Genomic DNA, 16,723 nt, shown 5'->3' on the forward strand with positions numbered 1-16,723 from the left:
TATTTAATTTATCTAATGGAATAAATTGTCATTGATTTTGCAAAATGCCAAAGTATAATATTATTAACTAATTTTTGTGATTGTTCATTGGAAATATCATTAATTAATTCTGTCAAATTTTCATATGTCATCTTGCCAAAAAGTTGCGTCTAATTTATTCTCAGGTGTATTTCAAATTTCTTCTACCTGATCATTGGAAGTTTTTTAAAATGATTAATGAAATTTAAACCCAAATCATAAACTGTATAAAATATAAGCTGTATTGATTCTTTAATAGAATGATGAACTGAAAAAACCGTTGCTTTATGTGCATTAGTTACTTTTGCACTATAATCAAGCTTATCTAAAAGATCTGTCAAACTGATTTGAAAGATACTTAGAGAGTTATCGTACCTTTTACTGCTTCTTGAGAGTCTATTTTAGAATTTAAAAAAGATATTTAGCTTGCACGTCTATTATGTTGCATTTTACACTTTCTTCGTCATATTGCTTAATCGAATTATCTAACACTGCTTAAAAATTCAGCAGCTTGTTCTCTTTATCATTAGTTTTCTTTGGATAAGTTATAAACTTCAACTCATCGTTAGCAAGATAGGAGTCTGGTTTTGGAGAAATATTATGTATTATTAAATTTTGTCACTTATTAACAAGTTATGAAAAATAAATCTAAAAAACAAGTGTTTTATAGGTTATACTGGATTCCCGCAATGACATAAAAAATATGACCAATCCATGTAACAACGCTGAGCTTGTAGCAAAACCAGTTTGCAATACTAAAATTATTACTACTATAAATTATATTGTAGATATCCGTGATCAAACTAATTGGTGATAATATTACGAGCAATTATTAATCACTATAATTGCCTCTGTTCTTGCATTAGCTCAAAAACTTCAACTATGTCATTTTCTCTAATATCTTCGTAATTTTCAAATGCTATACCGCACTCATATCCTTCTCTAACTTCTTTAACTTCATCTTTAAAGCGTTTTAATGTTCTGAGTTTTCCTTCATGAATGACTATATTATCACGTAATAGGCGTACGCCCGCTCCTTTCTTAATAACCCCTTTAGTTACATAGCTACCAGCAATTTTTCCAACTTTAGTAATATTAAACACTTGTCTAATTTCTACGCTTCCGATATATTGCTCTCGGACAAGCGGAGCAAGCATACCACTCATAATGGTTTTTATGTCATCAATTAAATTATATATAATACTATAATATCTAATATCAACTTTTTCTTTTACTGCAGCAGTTAAGGCATTTGCCCCTGCTCTAACATTAAAGCCAACAATAATAGCTGAAGAAGCATGTGCAAGAGATATATCAGATTCCGTTATCGGCCCTACACCACTATGAAGTATACAGATTCTTATCTCATCACTCGGTAATTTTAATAAACTACTCAAAATAGCTTCAACTGAACCATGAACATCACCTTTAATAATTAAAGGTAAATCCTTAATTTTACTATTACCAGAAGCTTTCAAAAATAAATCTTCTAAGCTTGAACGCGGGACAATAGATATTTTCTTTTCTTTAGCAAGGCGCATTCTATATTCAGCTATATCTTTTGCTTGTTTCTCATTTTGTACTACATTAAATTTAACACCGGCAAAAGGTACTTCGTTTAAACCTTGAATTTCTACAGGAACAGATGGAGTTGCTTCCGATATTTCTACACCCCTATCATTAGTCATCTTTTTAACTTTACCGTAAGAAGTACCGGCTATTATAATATCACCATTTTTTAAAGTACCTCGCTGAACTAATATAGTGGTTAGCGCTCCTCTTCCTTTTTCAATTTTTGACTCTATAACAACACCAACAGCTGAACCGAAAGGGCTTGATTTTAAATCCTGCATTTCTGCAATTAATAAAATTGCTTCCTCAAGTTTATCTAAGTTAATTTTCTTTAGTGCCGAGATAGGAATAACCATAACGTCACCCCCTGCTTCTTCACTAATAATTCCATAAATATATAACTCGTTTTTTATACGCTCAATATCAATATCAGGCTTATCAATCTTATTAATAGCAACAATTATAGGAACACCAGCTGCTTTCGCATGATTAATTGCTTCAACCGTTTGTGTTTTGATTCCATCATCTGCCGCGACTACTATAATAACTATATCTGTGACTTTAGCACCTCTTGACCTCATTTCCGAAAAAGCTTCATGCCCAGGAGTATCAATAAAAGTAATTGCTCTACCGTCTGCGAGCGTTACTCTATAAGCACCAATATGTTGAGTAATTCCTCCTAGCTCACCTGCAGCAATATCTGTAGATTTAAGAGCATCAAGTAATGAGGTTTTACCGTGATCTACATGTCCCATTACCGTTACAACCGGCGCACGTGTTCTTAAATCTTCAACCTTATCATCACTAATTAAAACATTTTCAACATCTGATTCTTGGACTCTTTTTACCGTATGCCCTAAATTTGTTGCAACTAGTTCTGCTGTATCGGCATCTATTGCTTGACTAGCATTAGCAAGAATACCAAGCTTCATTAACTCTTTAATTACATCCGCCACTCTTTCAGACATAGCATTTGCAAGATCACCGACTCCGATCACTTCCGGGATCATCACTTCTCTATATACTTTCTCAGGTACTTGCGATAATAATTTACGTTTTTCTTTTTCTCTTGCTCTTTTTATAGAAGCAAGACTTCTAGTCCTACCACTAACACTTTCATCATCACTAAGCATATTGAAAAGATCAATTTTTTTGAATTTTTTCGGCTCTTCTAACTTAATCTTTGGTGCAACTACTTTACTCTCTAATGTTTTATCTAAATCTTTCTCTGATTCTATACCATAACGTGTTCGCATCCCTACTAAATGAGACTTTACAAAAGTTTCTTCTTTCTTTTTAGATATTTGTAACGGTATATCTGCATCACCTTGAATGATTTTAGCACTAACTTCTACTTTATTTTTTTCAGTATTTTGCTGTGTTTGTTTAAGTTCTTTATCAGTTTCTAGCACTTCTACTTTTGAGTTAGACTGGTTAATACTTGCAAGTTTACTTAAAGTGCTTATTTGTGAAGAGTCATTTAATTTAGATTGCTCAGCAGCTTTTTTCAGAATAGATAAACGTCTGTTAAATTCTTCCTTATTAGCATCAATAATAGTTTGATCTAAGCTATTTCTCTCTTTATTTAATGAAAGGGTAGTAGTACTGGTAGAGCTTTTTCTAACTTCTACTAACGTTTTAGATTTAGCATTAACAAAGCTTTGAGCTCCTGTAAGAGAGTCAAAAGACTTATTAAGCGATAATTTTGAATTGCCAAGTGTCAACTTTTTAGGTTTGATTTCCTGGTTATCCGTCATATTTAAAACCTTTGTGTTTCTTGTTTTTCCCGTCTATTACAAAGAAAAGCTAATTGTCTAATTCTGTACTAATGTTATTTCTACGGAAACGGGAATCTATAATAAAATATTCTAATAATAAAAGAATATACTTAATAAAACAAACCTATAGTAAAAAGCAAGTTTTTATAGGTTCGTTCTCACTTCCTGCTGTTGTAGGAATGACATACACCCTACACCCAATTCTCTAATTACCTTTTAACTCACTATGCTGTTTAGCAGTTTTAATCAGCAATTTAACATTTTCGTCGGTTATATTAGAATTTGGAGCTAAATTTTTAAATTCATTTATGCTCATCTCTCCTAAATCCTCTATAGTCTTTATACCATATTCGGCAAATTTTAATACTAATTCAAGTGGTAATTCTAATATATCTATTAATTCTTGCTCAACCCCCAGTTCCTCTAACTTTTTGATAACCTTTTCATTTTTAAGGTCAACGTAATTAATAGCTCGATTTTTGATCTCTACAGCAAGTTCTTCCTCAAAACCTTCAATTCTTGTTAAAGTACTAATCTCACTACTTGCAATTTGTTCTACCGAATTAAATCCCGTTACTGATAAAAGCTGACCTATAACTTCTTCAACATCCAAAGCTTCCATAAATAATTCTGTAGAAGTTAAGAATTCTTCATTTCTTCTTTTTGATTCTTGCTCTTCAGTCATTATGTCAATATTCCAACCAGTAAGTTTAGAAGCTAAGCGGACATTCTGCCCTCTTCTACCTACTGCAATACTTTGATTTTCTTGCGAGACTACTACTTCTACCTTATGCCTATCCTCATCAATCAAAATTTTTGTGATTTCATTAGCTGCAAGCGGAGCAAGAGCATTAACTATAAACTGTGCAAGATCATTACTCCATAATACTATATCAATTTTCTCTCCATTTAACTCATTTGTTACGGCTTTTACTCTATTACCTCTAATACCTACGCATGAGCCTACAGGATCTATACTACTATCTGAAGCAAATACCGCTATTTTTGCTTTTGAACCAGGATCACGTGCTACCGATTTTATTTGAATAATATCTTCAAGAATTTCAGGTACTTCTAGCTTAAATAGCTTAACCAGCATTTGGTTATCTACTCTAGACAAGAAAATTTGAGGTCCTTTTGTTTCTTGCCTTACATCCTGTACATATGCTTTTATACGATCACTAGGTTTAAAGTTCTCACCCTTAATTAATTGATCTTTTTTTATTATTGCTTCAGCACGACCTAGATCGACTATGATATCACCATATTCTATTCTTTTAACTATCCCGTTTATAATTTCACCTTTTCTATCTTTAAAGTCATGATATTGTTTTTCACGTTCAGCTTCTATAACACGTTGAGTTATAACTTGTTTTGCAGCTTGAGCCGATATTCTAGCATGATCAATCGGTGGTAAATATTCATATATCTCATCACCAATTTTAGCTTCCGGATTGTCTATTACAGCTTCTTTAAATGAGATTTGCGTTAAGTAATCTTCTACATTTTCTACTATTTTTAAGATCCTTAAAAGATTTATCTCACCAGTCTTCCTATTGATCTGAGCTTTAATATTATATTCATTACCGTATTTTTTGCGTCCTGCTACTTGTACCGCTTGTTCAACCGTTGAAATTAAAATTTCTTTTGATATGCCTTTCTCGCGTGCTACAGAATCTATAATTTGTAAAATTTCCACATTACCTATATTAGACATAAATTATCTCTTACTGCTTTAGCAATTTTTGAAATACTTCTTCTGTTAAAACTAGATTAGCATTTTTAATTAAATTATAATCAATTAGTACTTCTTGTTCTTCACATTTTAAATATATTTTATTATTTTCGGCTTTAATTATTTTACCCTGATAACAGATTTTGTCGTTCAATGATTCTTTAAGTTTGATTTTAACTTCTCTTCCCAAAAATCTATTATAATTTTCAAACTTTACTAACGGACGTTCAAGACCACTTGATACTACTTCTAAAGAATATGCATCTTCTATTAAATTTTCAACATCTAGAATAGCAGAAATAGTCCTACTTACTTTTGTACAATCTTCCACAGATACTTTTTCACCGTTTAAGCTATCAATCAATATCTCAACTACTTTAGAGTTAACACCTTTAAACTTAACAAGGACTAACTCAAAACCCATATTCATCAAGGATTCTTCTATTACATTTGTTATTTGTTGTTCAATAGCTTGCATATTCGATGTTTATAACAAAAAAGGTGGGATAAACCCACCTATCTATAATTTTTATAATGCTTATCCATAGCAAAGGATACACTAATTAAAATATATAAGCAATATTTAACTTCATCTTTTTCATACTTTATTGTTATGCCTACAGAAGCAAGAATCCAGAAAAACATATAAAAAATTTGTTTTTTACATGTTTATTTTATCAGATATGTATCTAATATTAATATTTTTCTAGATTCCTACCTTCACGGTCAAGCGTTGTTATAGACTACCAATGTCATTCCTAGCTAAAAGCAGCTTTATTGCATAACTCGAAAAAACTCCTCTGTGTTATATATTCAATGGGTAAATACTCGATAATACCTCTTACCCGCTTAGAATTTCCTCCTGATAAGCAAAATTCTTCTACATAAATCAAGTATTCACAAACCACATTTTCTCTTCTAATAAACGCTGTACATTAATTGTTACAAGAGTTAGGACCACAAATTTCACAAGTGTTAACTTTTAAAGGCCTAATAACAATTCTTTAGTTATTCTAGCGATATTAGAAATGTATCCCCCATATAATATGATTATATGGTATCTTGAGCATACAATTTATCATAGTGCACATTAGTATCACATATTACTCCTGTTAATTTTTACAGCTGAATCTAATGGGAATGCATCACTGTTTTTATTGCTAATAGAGTGACTAATGTGTAGATCACGGCGGGAATCTTAACATTTGCTTCATTTGTTATATTATTAATCCTAGAAATGGGATGACTTTGCCTTGACCACCGATGATAAGAATAAGATCTTGATTGATTTTTATATCCTTTTACTAGCTGATTTTCAGAATCAAGCAGATACTTTGTGACAATTCTATTAGGATTTTTCTTTAGACATTCATAATACTAACCTTCTTAATCATGACCGGTTTTTATAACTGTAAATTCACTGTTCTTAATGTAACAGCAGTATATTTGCTCTTGTTTGCATGGTATTACTTGCTTGTGCATTTCGATTTTTATTTTATGAAATTTAAAAACTCTCTATAGTTATATTTTTCTTTTAATTCATCGTATTGTTTCTTTGCAGTACTTACAAAATGCTCTCCTAATATTATTTGTTGTTACTAACGTGTTACCCTCTTCTACACTTGATATACGTTCTGTAGCAAAAGGAATATTACGTCCTACATGTACATGTATACAAACAATTTTTGATAACACCTTTTTAAATTTACACTCTTTCCCTAACACTGATCGGATCACTTCTGAAAGATCTACTTCATCTGTTTCACTATATGCCCTAAAACCTTTAGAATACTACTGCCGTAAGATTTAAAAAATTTTTCATTACGTTTGACTGTATTCCTTTCTCAGGTTTTTCAGTATTAAAAAAATTCATTTACTACTGCTTCATATTTAGCTACTAAATTTTTATGAAAATTTAAAGCTTTAGTAAAAGCTAAATTAAATCCTTAAATAACTCAGCAGCTTTTTTATTTTTTCACTATAAGTTGTTCTAGACATGATGATTCCTTTTTTAATAATATAACTCGTACTATAATATAAATATTATTGTGTATTTTAAATACAAATTACCTTATTATAGACATTTTTTAACAAGTTTTACCGACTACGAGTTATGTAACCTTATGTATTTGCAGTATATAAAGATATATCAGAGCACTATAATATTTCCCTTAATCATTTGGTAAAAGTGGTCCATAGATCAGCATAATTAGAATATATTATAAGTAGTAAAGGAAAGGGAGTAGGAATTAAGCTAGCAATTTAGTCCTTCTTCTATGAAGTTGGGAGCTATAATAGCAAAATAAGAACCTAATATGGATATAGTAGAATGTTCCAATAAAAACACTAATAGCTGTAGAATTACAAATTCATGCCAATTTTATATAAAGAAGCAAGTGAAGCATTTATAAAAACATTGGATAATTATACACTAGAAGATACAATAATTACTAAAATAATTCAAATTAAAGATAAGTTATAGAAAATAGCCATTTTTTCTTTTTCCACATATCAAGAATTCTTTATTCCCCTTAGCACCTAGTATAGGGCTTTCTATTATACCGCATATTTTAAAATTATGCTCTTTCTCAAGCCAATCTTTGATTTTATCGCATACTTTTTGATGTAGAATAGGATTTTTTATGATACCACCTTTTTCAACCTCATGCTTTTTAACTTCAAATTGTGGTTTTATTAAAGCAATAAGTATACAATCTTCTTTAGCTAAATTTAGTGAAGTCGGTAATATAGTAGTTAAACTAATAAAGCTGGCATCACACACAATTAAATCAGGCTTCATTGTTATTTGTTTATCGGTTAAGTATCGTGCATTAGTCTTCTCAAGCACTTTAATTTGCAAATTGTCGCGTAATTTAGGATGAAGCTCACCATAACCAACATCTACAGCAAAAATGAATTTTGCCTTACGCTCAAGTAACACTTGGGTAAAACCACCGGTACTACTACCAATATCAATACAAACTAAATTTTCAGTAGTAATTTTAAAATAATCTAAAGCGGCAATTAACTTGAATGCACCCCTTGAAACATAATTATGTTTGAATAGCTTTACCTTAATATCAGTGTCATTTATATTAACCTGTATCCCGGGCTTAATTAACTGCTCATACTTATTATGTACTTTACCTTGAATAATCAAGCTTTGCGCTATGGTAATATCTGTTACAAAACCTTTTTGCAGCAAATACTTATCAAGCCTTATTTTCTTTGCTTTAATCATTTTCATATTTGATTGATCTGATCTAATAGAATTAAAATTAGTATTTAAAAAATACTAACGTTTTGCTCTCCATTATCAACTAAATAATTTTTAATATTAGGATCAAGTTTAGAAACATAGGTTAGATTCTTAATAAAATCTGCCTATAGAGTCGAATTTAATTTAATTTCTAACACTTTGATCTTACAATCGACAATATAAAATCTATTTCACCGAAAATAAAAATCTGTTGGTAATCCTAAATTTAATCTATCTTTAAAAAGTTCTAATATAACTAAATTTTCATATAATACCTCTTTAAGGTAATAACTTTATAAGTGTTTATCTTGTTCAAAGTCCTAACAAATTTCAAGCAATAACGGTATAATAAAAATACAATTTCAGCATTATAAATAAATTATTTGTTAAAATTTTTATAAAATGGCTGAAGAAAAAATAATATAGCTCGCTGTTAAGCCACCGCCTAACTGGAAATCTGCAACCTTGGGCAAGAGATAAAAAATTCACAATCTTGCCTATTCTACACCTGCACATAATTTTAAAAAAATTATTAAATTGATTTACCGATATTTTTTAGTTGCCGCACATCTCGTTCAATATTTAAGTCTAAATATAGTTTAGATAAAAAGCAATGGAATATTTAGATTATGCAAAGAAGAAGGATAGCTGCCATTAAGTATAGAGGTTAAAGGATTTTCTACTTTTTTTAGCAAGACTAAGAGTTAATAAAGTGACCATCCCTATACGCCCCACAAGGGATTATGTTATATTATGATCAAGGGCGAATTTTGAGAACTGGTCATTACATATCTTCCTTTTTGAGGTGAGCCATCTACTATCCATTATAAATTAAGATAACAACTTAGGCATATATTGTATTTCATCAAAAATAGATCTATTAATAAAGATAAAAAGGCACACATATCTTCTTTTGCGTGCAGTATAAATATCTAAATTTTCTAACAATACATAAGATTAAGTGAGCAAATAACATTTTAACTATAGTAGTTTTTCCTGAATGCCTAGAACCGATGCCAAATACTAGAAAAACTTAGAATATTTCTCTACTACTTTGTGTGATTTACAGACATAATTACAATAATAATGTAAGATTAGCAGTGATCTAGTTATAAAAATGCCAGTATTGATCCTAAGATTACATTTAAATTAGGTTAATTTATATAAAGAGGTAGGTAATACAGGGAAAGTTGTGACTACAAATGTTATAAAGGTGTAATCTTTTTAGATCAAGTATTAGTAGAAGCCTATGCCATTTCCAATATAACGCACATTCAAACTGATATAGGACAAGAATTTTTTGCTTATATTGTACAATATTATCTAAAAAGAATACAAACTTAAATTCTGTCCGATCAAACCATTATCACCCTATCTATGGTAAAGTAGAAAGGTCACAAAGGACTAATTTAGTTGAATTTTACACTACAAAAGCAATTATAAAATTGGGAGCATTATTATAATCATAATAGGGGCTGACTCTCTTGTTGGAAACGCTCCTTGGGGAAAATATAAAGATATAATCGTGTATCATTAGTTACGAATTAAACAAACAATCTAGTTGTATATCTATAAATCACACCACTAATTCTTTTATAAAACGCTAAAACACGTCTATATTAATTCAATTAAATTTTATAGTTTTAATTTAGCATCACTTAATTTTACAGATTATTCTTCTCCAATCCTAACCAATATATGTCTTTTTTTACCGGCAGAGAGTTTTATAACATTTTGATCAAGTAAGAAATTAGTATTAATTATCATATTCTCATCTTCTATTAACGTATCATTTATCTTAGCTCCTTTCCCTCTTATAAGTTTGCGTGCTTCTGATTTAGAGTTAGCAAGACATACTTTATAAAATAACTTATATGCACTAATACCTGATTGTAATATTTCTGGTTCTAAAACAACCGTATGCAGGTTTTCATCGATTTCTCCTTGTTCAAATATCTTTACCGCAGTTTCTAGAGCTGATTTGGCCGCTTGATCCGAATGACAAAGCTTCGTTAACTCATAAGCAAGCTGTTTTTTAGCTGCATTAATATCTTCAGCTACTAAATTCTCAAATTTTGTAAATTCTTCATTGTTTAACTCACTATATAATTTGGCAAATCTAATTACATCAGCATCCTCACAATTACGCCAATATTGGTAATAATCATACGGACTCAATAAATCTTCATTAAGCCACACGGCACCTGTAGCAGTCTTGCCCATCTTAGCACCTGAGCTAGTCGTAAGTAGCGGCGTCGTCATACCGAATACTTCCTTGCTACTTATTTTACGAATTAAATCCACTCCCATTACAATATTGCCCCATTGATCACTACCACCAAGCTGTAAACTACAATTATAATACTTATTTAAATAGTAAAAATCATACGCTTGCAGCAACATATAGTTAAATTCTAAGAAGCTTAAATGTTGCTCTCGCTCAAGTCTTAGTCTTACCGAATCCATAGTTAGCATGCGGTTTACCGAAAAATAGCTACCGAAATCACGTAGGAAATCTAAGTAATTAAGCGAGTCTAGCCACTCTGAATTATCTAGCATGATAGCATCACTGCTCTCCTCACCAAATTTGATAAATTTGGACAGTGATTTCTTTATACCCTCAGCATTTTTAGCTATATCTTCTTTACTTAAAATTTTACGTGCTGCATCTTTCCAAGTAGGATCACCGATTTTACTCGTACCTTCGCCGATAATCACAATAGGTTTATGCCCATACTGCTGAAGCAATCTCAGGATCATTATCTGCATTAAACTACCGATGTGAAGTGACGTAGCAGTACAATCAAAACCTATATAAGCAGCTATTTGTGTTTCTTTCGTTATACTAGTTAACCGATCCAAATCGGTACATTGATGCAAATATCCTTTGTTTATAAATTCCTTAATAAAGGTCATAGTAATATTTTTTATCCTTTTAAAAATTCTTTTTTTGCTTTTCGTTAGTCACTTTCACTATAGACATTTTTACTCACATATATTTTTGCAGACTTTTGAAATAAAGCTATGTCATTTTAATTATTAAACTTTTGCTGCTTTTAATAGTTATTTTCAATATATGGTTAAAAATCTAATTTTATCTTCTATATTCTACATCCGGTTTATTATAAAGGATACAAAGACTTTGTCTATATTTGATATATTTTTCACTCTTATAAAATAAGACATTATTGATTTTAAGAATTATTTGATACTTCTCCTTGACATGTGATGACATATTACAGTGTATAATGCACCTAAGACAAAAACTATCAACAACGCATTATAATATTTATAGCTAGAATGTTAATTATTATTTTTTTAACTAAATATTAAAGACTAAATTAATAATTAAATCAGAGTAACCGTTTCTAAAGAAACAGCCTCTAATGCTACAGATCATTTTTCTAATGCCAATAAAACTTGGACACACTGTGGAATGGAATATAAAATGCTACTGCAACTACATACGATGCTCAAATAGCAATGCAAGGTTTTCTTGGGCTTTGTACTTACAAAGAATTTGCTGACAAAGTGATGATTGGTTATGCTTTTGGACTTACTATGCAAAAAATTGTAAGCAGAAAATATTAGCAGGTGTAATTTATAATCATCCTACAGCTGTTATTGCAACTTTTGTTATAACAGTTAGTTGTGGTTTCTCTGCATAATGCTATAGAATGTGCTAAAAGTGCAGTTTCTACTGGGATAGAAGCAACAAATTTCACTTACAAAAATACAACAGGTATATAGTAAAACAGAGTAACTCTTATTTATTATAATTTACCGAGTTATAGTGAAATTGGTAGATCTAGCAGGAACACAAAAATAATTTCATGGATCAATGCTATAGTATCAATATTCAAGTTTCTAACGTATAACTCAAAACATTTCAGTCTTTATTATTTGTGTTGGGATACCATGATTAAACCATAGTATTATACAGAATTATTGATCCACACAACAATAATACCTAAAATATGCCCTCAAAAACTTATCTATAAAAAATCTTAACTGACGCTTTTTAAGTAAAAATTAAACTGAATTTAAATTAAACTTGTTTTATGGAGTTATAGTTTAATAGACTTAATAAATGTAGTTAGGGGCGTTATTATATTGAAAGACAACCAACCAACTAAATCACATATTACTGAGATACAAATTAAAGAAATTACTAGTGGTACAAGCAATATAAGGGATTATCGAAGGTTATGTTCTAGGGCAGTTAAAAAATCAAACAATAGCAGATAAAAAACCTAAATATTAATAAAACATTTGAGGCTAATCCTAATAAAACTTCTAAAATATAAATAAATGAAAAAGTTTCCTACTGAATTTCTAGAGACCTTTACTTCTAATGAAATAAAGAAATAATTTTATAAAAAATTGTTTTAAAGAAGAAGTTATAAATGAAACTGTACCTTTCGAATGAATTAATAGATGGTCAAATGAATATGGAAGAGAAAAAGAAACTGGTTATTAACAATATATAAAATATAGATACTCAACAAATTATATGAAGATAGTTATAAATAGAAATAATGGACTCAAATAAAAAAAGCTTTTGGTAACCCACCAATTACTCTTAAAACCGAGTATTACAAACCTTATGAAGTAATAGCTTTAGATAATACTAAACTCGAGAATCCTGCAAATATAAAAAATTTTCATGACACAATTAATAATAAGATTAATGAATTTAAGACAGAGCGTATGGAAAGTACGTACAGGCGAATGCAGCAATATTCAATTGTATTGAAATATCACATATCAAGCTTTATGCATGATGTTATCTATACAAGCTCACTTTGAAATTTAATACAAATACCTTACTAATTTTTATTACGTGGTTTTTAAATGCATCTTTTTTATGCCTAAAACCCTTTTTCAAAGAGTTACAGGAAAAATTAATATTACCAGCTTGAGCTGTATCCGGTTCTTCATTTTTATCTGTTCTATATCCTTACTAATTGCACTACAACAGCAATATACCCTGCTCTTTGTGGATTAGCATCTTTATATACGGATATAACAAAATACCCTTAATTAACAAACTTTTATGTTTGAATAAAACTATCATTACAATTTCTGCTTTAACATAATTCCATCCGTTTCTTATTCAGTCTATTTCAAGCCACTCCGCATACTTATTTGTAAAGTAGGTAATCGCTTTCAGGATGAGGAAGAGAGACTAGTTTGGAAGACCTAAGAAGGTTTGCGCAGCATACGTAAAACAAATAAAATTAGTTAAATACTTTAACTTAGAAGTGTTATCTTTTTCTGTTGCTGTTGATTCTAATAAATCCTCTCCTGACTTACAATGTATTACAATTACCTTTCTGCCATTTTTGGCCTTAACATTTAAAGAGTTACTTATCTCTAAATTTTTTAGGTTTCAGCCTATATTGTCTGCTTGTGCAGTCATATATTAATACAAAAATAAGTAAATTATACTTATTTTATTCATTTTTTACGTTAATTTATGAACCTCTAATATATATTATTTAGGAAATATAAGAACCCTTTATGTTTCTTGACAAATTATATGCTTTTATATATGCTTCTTCACATATTAGCAATAAGAAATAAGACTTAGAATTAAGCACTAAATTTACTTAAAGCTTTAGCACCCGTAGCTCAATTGGATAGAGTATATGACTACGGATCATAAGGTTAGGGGTTCGACTCCTCTCGGGTGCACCAGTTATTTTAAAATTTTTAAGACATAGAACTTATCCTAAACGTTGCATTAATAATAACTTTACTGAAACGAGCCTAAGCTATTCTATCAATATTCATAAAAATTTTCTTTAACCAAGTCTCTAATACCAATGACACAATTTGCAAATAAATTATATTTTTATTATATTAAAAAATGATTGCAACGAATGATTAGAAATTATTGACTTGTTTTAATTACCTCTATAGATTATTTCTCTTAGGTGCTAATTAAGCTCTATCATTCATATATAAGTTAATTTTAAAGAGTTAAAATATGGAAAATAAAGAAGAACAAATTTTAACCTCTGAATCTTATATTGATGAAGAGGAAGAAAAGCATTTAAACGCTGCAGAGTCAAGGCAAAGCCTTAAGTTAATATTAGTAACATGTATTATTATACTTACTAGTTTTTTAACGTTTTGTTATTTCTTTTTTAACTATATGGAAGAGAAAGCAGCAGAGTATAAATTACAGAAGGAGCAAAAAGCTAAAGCAACTAATAAAATAGAATGACAGGGTTAAAAATACTAAAGGCTTAAAAAGCTATTTAATTACAATTTTTAAATTTCTAATGTAATTAGAATTATTAACAAATATAATGGAAGATATAATCTCTTGGAAAGAAAAGTTTGAAGTTTGTGTTTACGCTAAAAAGCTACTCGATAAACTCGAATCTTTAAACGCTAAAGTAAAAAACCCTGTTGATATAGAGGAAATTACAAAAGGTATTTATTACACCCGTAAATATCACGGTTCTCAAATGCGTCAATCAGGCGAACCTTATTACTCTCATCCAATTGAAGTTGCAATTATGTTTGCAGAGTTTGTAGCAGATGAAGCCCCTAAGCTTTTTACTTCTAACATGATAAATGCTGCTCTACTGCACGATACTATTGAGGATACAGAACTTACTGAAGATATGATCACCGAAATTTTTAAAATAGAAGTAGCAAGACATGTAGAGGGTTTAACTAGGATTAAATCCTATGGGGAAATTAGTGCTGAAGAAAGCCTGAATTTACTAGTTAAACAAAAAAGATACGATACCGCTCTTATAAAATTCTTTGATAGAATTCATAATGTACAAACTTTAGGAGTCAAATCACCTGAGAAAATTAGAAAGATTATTGAAGAAACTTTAAAAGGATTTCTAATTTTAAGTATGTATCTAGGAATATCGCAAATAAAGAATAAATTAATAGAACTATGTTTAAATATAGCTTACCCTGATATGCCTAAGCAAATTGTTTTTTCTAAAAATAGTTCTCACGATTCTTTTCTAACTGCTCAAAATGCTGTATCCCGAATCCATAGCTTATACTTAAAGGAATTGAGATAACTAATATTCCCCAGTGTCCAAAATAGCTTACTAAATATACTATACCAAACGAAGTAATTAAATATATTAAAGCACGAGATAAAGCGTATAAAAAACTTGAATAAGTAAATCTTTTAAAAACAGGAAAATGTTTAAAAAAAATTGGTACTGCTGGTGCATCCCCTAAGCCGGTAATTACCATAATTGATTGGATAATAAGTAATTCTGTTGGAGTATTAAGGTTATTTAATAAATAAGGAAAAATTAAGATAAATAGTGAAAATATAGATAAAAATCCTTTAAGAATTTTTAAAGGATTTATTATACCACTTAAATAAGCTCTAAAAATTAAGCTGCCAAAAAACTGTATTATCGATACAACAAAATTGTGAGTTATAATTTCTTCAGGAGTATAATTAAAAGAGCTTTTTAAAATATTACTACAATATATGTAGGTAATATAAAATGTAACAGGCCAAGTACATTGAATTAAAAAATAATATAAAGAAGTTTTCCAATGAACTTTTTCTTTCCAAATTGGATCATTGTCTAGTATTTTTATATTTACACTAGCTTTATTAAAAATATTCTTAACTTGTTGTTTCGCGTCTATAAAATCACGAGTTTCACGTAAACGAGTCCTAGCACTACTTCCTGTTATAGCAATAAATGTTCCTATAAAAAAAGCTATTCGCCAACTAAAACCATAATGAGAAATTATAGTTGCTAAACCTAGAGCAGCAACACTTCCAAGAACAGCAAAAGAAGGAATTAATGATACAATGGGGTATTGTTTAGGAGGGTTTATTGTTTCTGTAAGATAAAGTTCTGCCCCAATTATCTCACCTAGAGATAACATACCTTGAACAATACGGCATATAGTCACTATCCAAGTAGCCGTCATACCTATTTGTGCATAAGTAGGTAATCCTGCCATAACAGCACAAGAACAAGCCATAAAAATAGTAGTTATAACCACAGTAGATTTACGTCCATACTTATCGCCTATCCAACCAAAAAGTAGAGCCCCAAAGGGTCTAAAAACAAATGTTGAACAAAAAGCAGCAGCTGAATACATAGCGGTAGTCTTAGTATCAGCTTTTGGAAACAATAACTCGTTCAGAAGTACTGCCATATGTACATAAATCATTAAATCAAAATACTCAAGAAAAGTACCTATAGACAGTAAACCTATTGCTTCTTTTTGTTCTCTATTTAAACTTGTTTGTGCTTTTTCATAACCTAGCATAAATTCTTTATAAGAAATTAAATTGCAGAAACTTATACTGTCTTATAAATAAAAGTCAATAGGAAATTTCACCTT

General features: G+C 29.9%; 9 protein-coding genes, 1 tRNA gene and 1 pseudogene. 4 read left to right on the forward strand and 7 right to left on the reverse strand.

Features of this window, described 5'->3' with window-relative positions; all coding sequences use genetic code 11:
* Positions 1-182 precede the first annotated feature (182 nt).
* The 4 genes from AAGW17_RS04850 to rimP form a co-directional block, all read right to left on the reverse strand.
* Positions 183-359 carry a hypothetical protein gene (locus AAGW17_RS04850; protein WP_347938873.1) on the reverse strand — a complete coding sequence of 59 codons (177 nt, stop codon included), beginning with the start codon at positions 357-359 and terminating at the stop codon, positions 183-185.
* A 498-nt stretch (positions 360-857) separates the two neighbouring features.
* Entirely contained in the window at positions 858-3,347 is a 2,490-nt protein-coding gene (gene infB, locus AAGW17_RS04855) for a translation initiation factor IF-2 (RefSeq protein ID WP_347938874.1), read from the reverse strand.
* 226 nt (positions 3,348-3,573) lie between these two features.
* A complete protein-coding gene (gene nusA, locus AAGW17_RS04860; protein ID WP_347938875.1) occupies positions 3,574-5,085 on the reverse strand; it encodes a transcription termination factor NusA in 1,512 nt (503 codons plus the stop codon).
* 10 nt (positions 5,086-5,095) lie between these two features.
* Positions 5,096-5,581 (reverse strand): ribosome maturation factor RimP, encoded by a 486-nt coding sequence (rimP, locus tag AAGW17_RS04865; protein ID WP_347938876.1) that lies wholly within the window; start codon positions 5,579-5,581, stop codon positions 5,096-5,098.
* A 1,645-nt stretch (positions 5,582-7,226) separates the two neighbouring features.
* Here rimP and AAGW17_RS04870 point away from each other — a divergent pair.
* A pseudogene (locus AAGW17_RS04870) lies at positions 7,227-7,585 on the forward strand (RrF2 family transcriptional regulator).
* On the opposite strand, the gene AAGW17_RS04875 reads toward AAGW17_RS04870, so the two are convergent.
* Together AAGW17_RS04875 and tyrS are read right to left on the reverse strand one after the other, a co-directional pair.
* Complete coding sequence (locus AAGW17_RS04875; protein WP_347939430.1) at positions 7,580-8,344, reverse strand: TlyA family RNA methyltransferase; 765 nt, start codon at positions 8,342-8,344, stop codon at positions 7,580-7,582. The pseudogene AAGW17_RS04870 and the gene AAGW17_RS04875 sit on opposite strands and share 6 nt — an antisense overlap.
* Positions 8,345-10,033: 1,689 nt before the next feature.
* Complete coding sequence (gene tyrS / locus AAGW17_RS04880) at positions 10,034-11,278, reverse strand: tyrosine--tRNA ligase (protein WP_347938877.1); 1,245 nt, start codon at positions 11,276-11,278, stop codon at positions 10,034-10,036.
* Positions 11,279-13,985: 2,707 nt separating this feature from the next.
* Between tyrS and AAGW17_RS04885 the strand changes: the two genes are divergently transcribed.
* The 3 genes from AAGW17_RS04885 to AAGW17_RS04895 all read left to right on the forward strand — a co-directional run bounded on the left by AAGW17_RS04885 (position 13,986) and on the right by AAGW17_RS04895 (position 15,420).
* Positions 13,986-14,062, forward strand: a tRNA-Arg gene (locus AAGW17_RS04885).
* A gap of 292 nt (positions 14,063-14,354) precedes the next feature.
* The gene (locus tag AAGW17_RS04890; RefSeq protein WP_347938878.1) at positions 14,355-14,594 is read left to right on the forward strand and encodes an RC1041 family protein; all 240 of its coding nucleotides are present in this window, start codon (positions 14,355-14,357) and stop codon (positions 14,592-14,594) included.
* Positions 14,595-14,679: 85 nt separating this feature from the next.
* On the forward strand, positions 14,680-15,420 hold the full coding sequence (locus AAGW17_RS04895) for an HD domain-containing protein (protein ID WP_347938879.1): 741 nt from the start codon (positions 14,680-14,682) through the stop codon (positions 15,418-15,420).
* Here AAGW17_RS04895 and AAGW17_RS04900 read toward each other — a convergent pair.
* On the reverse strand, positions 15,335-16,648 hold the full coding sequence (locus tag AAGW17_RS04900; protein WP_347938880.1) for an MFS transporter: 1,314 nt from the start codon (positions 16,646-16,648) through the stop codon (positions 15,335-15,337). The genes AAGW17_RS04895 and AAGW17_RS04900 overlap by 86 nt on opposite strands.
* Between the last annotated feature and the right edge of the window lie 75 nt (positions 16,649-16,723).

It is taken from the genome of Rickettsia sp. Oklahoma-10, from assembly GCF_039954865.1.
Classification (GTDB): domain Bacteria; phylum Pseudomonadota; class Alphaproteobacteria; order Rickettsiales; family Rickettsiaceae; genus Rickettsia; species Rickettsia oklahomensis.

Excerpts from the sequence above, each read along its gene's own strand:
- infB (WP_347938874.1), bottom strand. The coding sequence starts at position 3,347 with ATGACGGATAACCAGGAAATCAAACCTAAAAAGTTGACACTTGGCAAT.
- nusA (WP_347938875.1), bottom strand. The coding sequence starts at position 5,085 with ATGTCTAATATAGGTAATGTGGAAATTTTACAAATTATAGATTCTGTA.
- rimP (WP_347938876.1), bottom strand. The coding sequence starts at position 5,581 with ATGCAAGCTATTGAACAACAAATAACAAATGTAATAGAAGAATCCTTG.
- AAGW17_RS04875 (WP_347939430.1), bottom strand. The coding sequence starts at position 8,344 with ATGATTAAAGCAAAGAAAATAAGGCTTGATAAGTATTTGCTGCAAAAA.
- tyrS (WP_347938877.1), bottom strand. The coding sequence starts at position 11,278 with ATGACCTTTATTAAGGAATTTATAAACAAAGGATATTTGCATCAATGT.
- AAGW17_RS04890 (WP_347938878.1), top strand. The coding sequence starts at position 14,355 with ATGGAAAATAAAGAAGAACAAATTTTAACCTCTGAATCTTATATTGAT.
- AAGW17_RS04895 (WP_347938879.1), top strand. The coding sequence starts at position 14,680 with ATGGAAGATATAATCTCTTGGAAAGAAAAGTTTGAAGTTTGTGTTTAC.
- AAGW17_RS04900 (WP_347938880.1), bottom strand. The coding sequence starts at position 16,648 with ATGCTAGGTTATGAAAAAGCACAAACAAGTTTAAATAGAGAACAAAAA.